Source organism: Actibacterium sp. XHP0104, assembly GCF_025751515.1.
GTDB lineage: Bacteria > Pseudomonadota > Alphaproteobacteria > Rhodobacterales > Rhodobacteraceae > Actibacterium_D.
In genome coordinates, this window is the sequence record NZ_JAOWLE010000013.1 from 1 (window position 1) to 3,407 (window position 3,407).

The window sequence follows — 3,407 nt, forward strand, 5'->3', positions numbered from 1 at the left end:
CCCATCAAAACTTCAACCTGCCGCAACTTCGAGACAATCTCTTCGGGCTTCGGTCGCTTGTTCGCCATTCTCAGTCCTCCGTTTCCTAAACATAACGGTGGACCAGTTCAGATGGGGAGGCTCAACCAACGGGCGCTTGCCGCGGTTGGGGCTATCGTGATATCTATATCTATATCTATATCTATATCTATATCTATATCTATATCTGTGGCTAGTGCAGCCGATTGGGTTGATTTTGCGGGAGAGCTAGCTATCCCACTAATATTGAGCTCAACGGAAATGGGCAACGGCAGCCTATATGGCCCTGGCACGCCTTTTGAAACATACGAAGACTATGAAAACTTCGATACTAGATTTAATGAGATGCTCCAGGTGCGTCAGAATAAAGTAGAAGGTTACAATCAAACTTATGAGTGATCGATTTCCACACGGAAAGACGGAACCCAAGAATCTGGAGAGTTTTGAGAAGGCTCTTGGGAAGCCTCTACCCGAATCTTACAAAGCCTATCTGTTCGATTATAATGGGGGGCTTCTGGAAAGATTGTCGTTCTACGATGAGGACAGAACGAAGGACTTCACAATTAGTTCTTTGTTCGGCTTACACCTAGGTCCAAAGGAAAAACGTTTACAGGAGAATTGCAAACCTTGGAATTACTATGACTTGGAAGAGTTCAAGGAGCACTTACAGCCTTATATCTGTATTGGAGATGGATCTACAGGTGCCCTGATTCTCCTTCATTTAGAGAATGGTAGTATCCATATCCTTGTAACGGACATTGCAGGCCAACCCTTTAATATAGTGAATATTGCAGATTCCTTTGATGCATTTCGAAATAGTCTGCTATCTGCTGCCGAATATGCTCAACGGACATCAAATTACGAATTAGAGCAGAGATTGGCAGAAATGAGAGCTATCCGAGCAAGGGATGTTGAGCAATATCTTAAAGGAAAAGGTCCTCTAGTGGATTAAGGTTTGAGTGGGGTATTGTTTATCTTCCGTATTGCCTCGGACGAATATCAATTAGACCTGATCTAGAAAAATCCATGCATCGAGTCATCTCGGGAAAGAAAAAATTGCAGAGTATGTTCCTCGCCATGTATTGCCTGATAGGCCGGGCCTAAAACGACAGGCAGAGAAAATCAGGGGAGTAGCAACTGACGATGCAACAATAACAGAAAATGAGTCTGGTGAAATTGTGTATCAGTCAACTGATGGTTGGTCATTAGCAATCCACGATAGCGAAGCGTCATACATTGAACATCAGCACCGAGTGGTGGCGAATAGAGATAAGGGTTCTGTCAGCGGAACTTGACTTGAGCCGGGTAGGGCGGTCTCTTAGCTTCCGCTCATCGCCAAACCTGATCCATTTCGTTATTTCAAAACGAGCCGAGAAGTAATCTTCCTGGCGGTTATGATGTACGTTCGTTTTCCTCTGTCGCTCCGCAATGTCGAGGATCTGCTGCACGAGCGGCATTATCTATGGCGGGCTGTGGATCATGAAGGCGAAGTCCTGGAAAGCTTTGTGACGAAGACGCGTGACAAGAAAGCCGCGTTGAAATTCTTAAAGAAAGCAATGCGTAAGCATGGCCAGCCGGAAATCATCGTCACGGACCGGCTGCGTTCATATGGTGCCGCGCTGAAAGAGATCGATGCCGAAGGCAGGCAAGAAATTGGCTGCTGGTTGAACAATCGGGTGGAAAACTCGCACCTGCCGTTTCGACGACGAGAGCGGGCGATGCTTCGCTTTAGGCGCATGCGAAGTCTTCAGAAATTCGCCGCCGTCCATGCCTCCGTCTACAATCTCTTCAATCAGGAACGCAGCTTCTCCAGCCGAGACATTTTCAAAGCCAGCCGTACCGCCGCTCTCGCCGAACGGCGCGGTCTTTGTGCCGGGTAGGGGACAGCCTTGCTGTCCTAGTGGAGACTAGCTCGCATTCGTCTGGCAGCACCAGTAAATGAATATCCTCCAAGAGCGTCATATTTTTGAACAACATTTTGAATCGTGGAAAGATTTGTTCCAGATACTCCTTGGTATTCAACGGTTGCGTTAAAGAGTGTTTCCAACTTAATTACCTTCCCAGATCTCAGCGCTGTTTTTGATATCTGTTAGACTAATGATATTTTGAAAAATCGAATTTTCTAAATAGTTGCCACAAAATGACCCATTTTTAATTGTGCGTGCGGGGCTTTCAAGAAAAACCCCACCAAAAGTAATGGGTGTATCAATTGGCAGAGGCGTAGAACACCCAGTTGAGCCGTCTGTAAAGCAAGTGACATTTAGCTGAACCGAAGCGTTTTCAAGCCTGCTGACTTGACCATTAGATATTATGTTCCCAGTAAAGGTGTAAGCCTCAAAAATTGTGATAGTACTGACCCCCAAATAACCATTTATTTCCCGCTCTTGGCTCTGGGCCTGTATCCAAGTGTACTCTGGGCGCAGCTCTAGCTCTCCATAGGCACTCAAGTTTAGCAATCCTGAAAATATTGCGCCGTCAGGTGAGCCGGCCATCAACTTCAAAGATTCTAGGACACGGTCCTTCTGGGAAGGCAGCATCTTGCCTTGTAAGTCCGTTTCTATTGGTGGGGGGCAAGAATTAGCATATGAGACGCTAGTGTGCGCGATAAGAAGTATAGCACCCAACGGCGCAAATTTATGTCTTTTTAGCACAGAAGTAATTCAGCAGAGGACATGTACCATAATAGTTGTCCGAAACGGTGGTTTTTGTCACGCTCAATCTGAGCGTGAGCGGCCAATGGCTTAGCCGTTCCAAAATCCCATGGCAAAACGTCGGTGTTTTGGAAGGTTTTTGGCATGATGCGGCATGATTGTTGGCTATGCTCGTGTATCGACAAACGACCAGAGCTTGAACGCTTAGCATGACGCTTTGGCCCAAGTTAGCGCAGAGCGGGTTTTCTCTGAAACTGTGAGTGGTGCGAAGACCAAGCGGGGTTCTGTCAGAGGAACTTGGCTTGAGGCGGGCAGGGCGGTCTCGACTTTGTCAGAAAGAATTGCCTTGAGCGGGGTAGGGCTGGTTCGTAGCGTCCAGGGATGAGCGAACCAAACCCGTTAGGGCCTCCACAGCAGCCCCGAGATCATCCGCCTGGCGGTGATGATGTACATCCGGTTCCCGTTATCGCTTCGGAACGTCGAAGACCTGCTTCACGAGCGCGGCATCGACATCTGCCACGAGACGGTTCGGTATTGGTGGCAACGGTTTGGCCTTGGGGCCATGGCTTGGGCGGGGGTCGTGATCCCGGTCTTCCCCCGGGCCCTTATCTGGCCCGGGGGTATTGTTTTGTTTACTTCTTTTTCTTCGGGGGGATGAGGTCTGTGATTGTTCCCTCGAACATTTCGGCCGCGAAGTTGACGGTTTCCGACAGGGTCGGGTGGGGGTGGATTGTGTGG

General features: G+C 48.3%; 4 protein-coding genes and 1 pseudogene. 4 read left to right on the forward strand and 1 reads right to left on the reverse strand.

The features are described from left to right. The 3 genes from OE856_RS13605 to OE856_RS13615 all read left to right on the forward strand — a co-directional run. Positions 1–417, forward strand: a 417-nt coding sequence (locus OE856_RS13605) for a hypothetical protein (protein ID WP_263716702.1), incomplete at its 5' end; no start/stop codon positions are given. After that, positions 410–970: an SMI1/KNR4 family protein gene (locus tag OE856_RS13610; RefSeq protein WP_263716703.1), complete on the forward strand. Its 561-nt coding sequence runs from the start codon at positions 410–412 to the stop codon at positions 968–970. The genes OE856_RS13605 and OE856_RS13610, both read left to right, overlap by 8 nt. A gap of 442 nt (positions 971–1,412) precedes the next feature. Then, positions 1,413–1,898, forward strand: coding sequence for an IS6 family transposase (locus OE856_RS13615; RefSeq protein ID WP_412174891.1), 486 nt, complete (start codon positions 1,413–1,415; stop codon positions 1,896–1,898). A 168-nt stretch (positions 1,899–2,066) separates the two neighbouring features. Here the strand turns inward: OE856_RS13615 and OE856_RS13620 are convergent, their stop codons facing one another. Further along, positions 2,067–2,465, reverse strand: coding sequence for a hypothetical protein (locus OE856_RS13620; RefSeq protein ID WP_263716704.1), 399 nt, complete (start codon positions 2,463–2,465; stop codon positions 2,067–2,069). A 646-nt stretch (positions 2,466–3,111) separates the two neighbouring features. Here OE856_RS13620 and OE856_RS13625 point away from each other — a divergent pair. Continuing rightward, positions 3,112–3,222, forward strand: a pseudogene (locus OE856_RS13625) (IS6 family transposase); the annotation flags it as partial. Between the last annotated feature and the right edge of the window lie 185 nt (positions 3,223–3,407).

Bases quoted from the DNA above. Each gene is read 5' to 3' on its own strand.
- OE856_RS13610 (WP_263716703.1), top strand. From the start codon at position 410: ATGAGTGATCGATTTCCACACGGAAAGACGGAACCCAAGAATCTGGAG.
- OE856_RS13615 (WP_412174891.1), top strand. From the start codon at position 1,413: ATGATGTACGTTCGTTTTCCTCTGTCGCTCCGCAATGTCGAGGATCTG.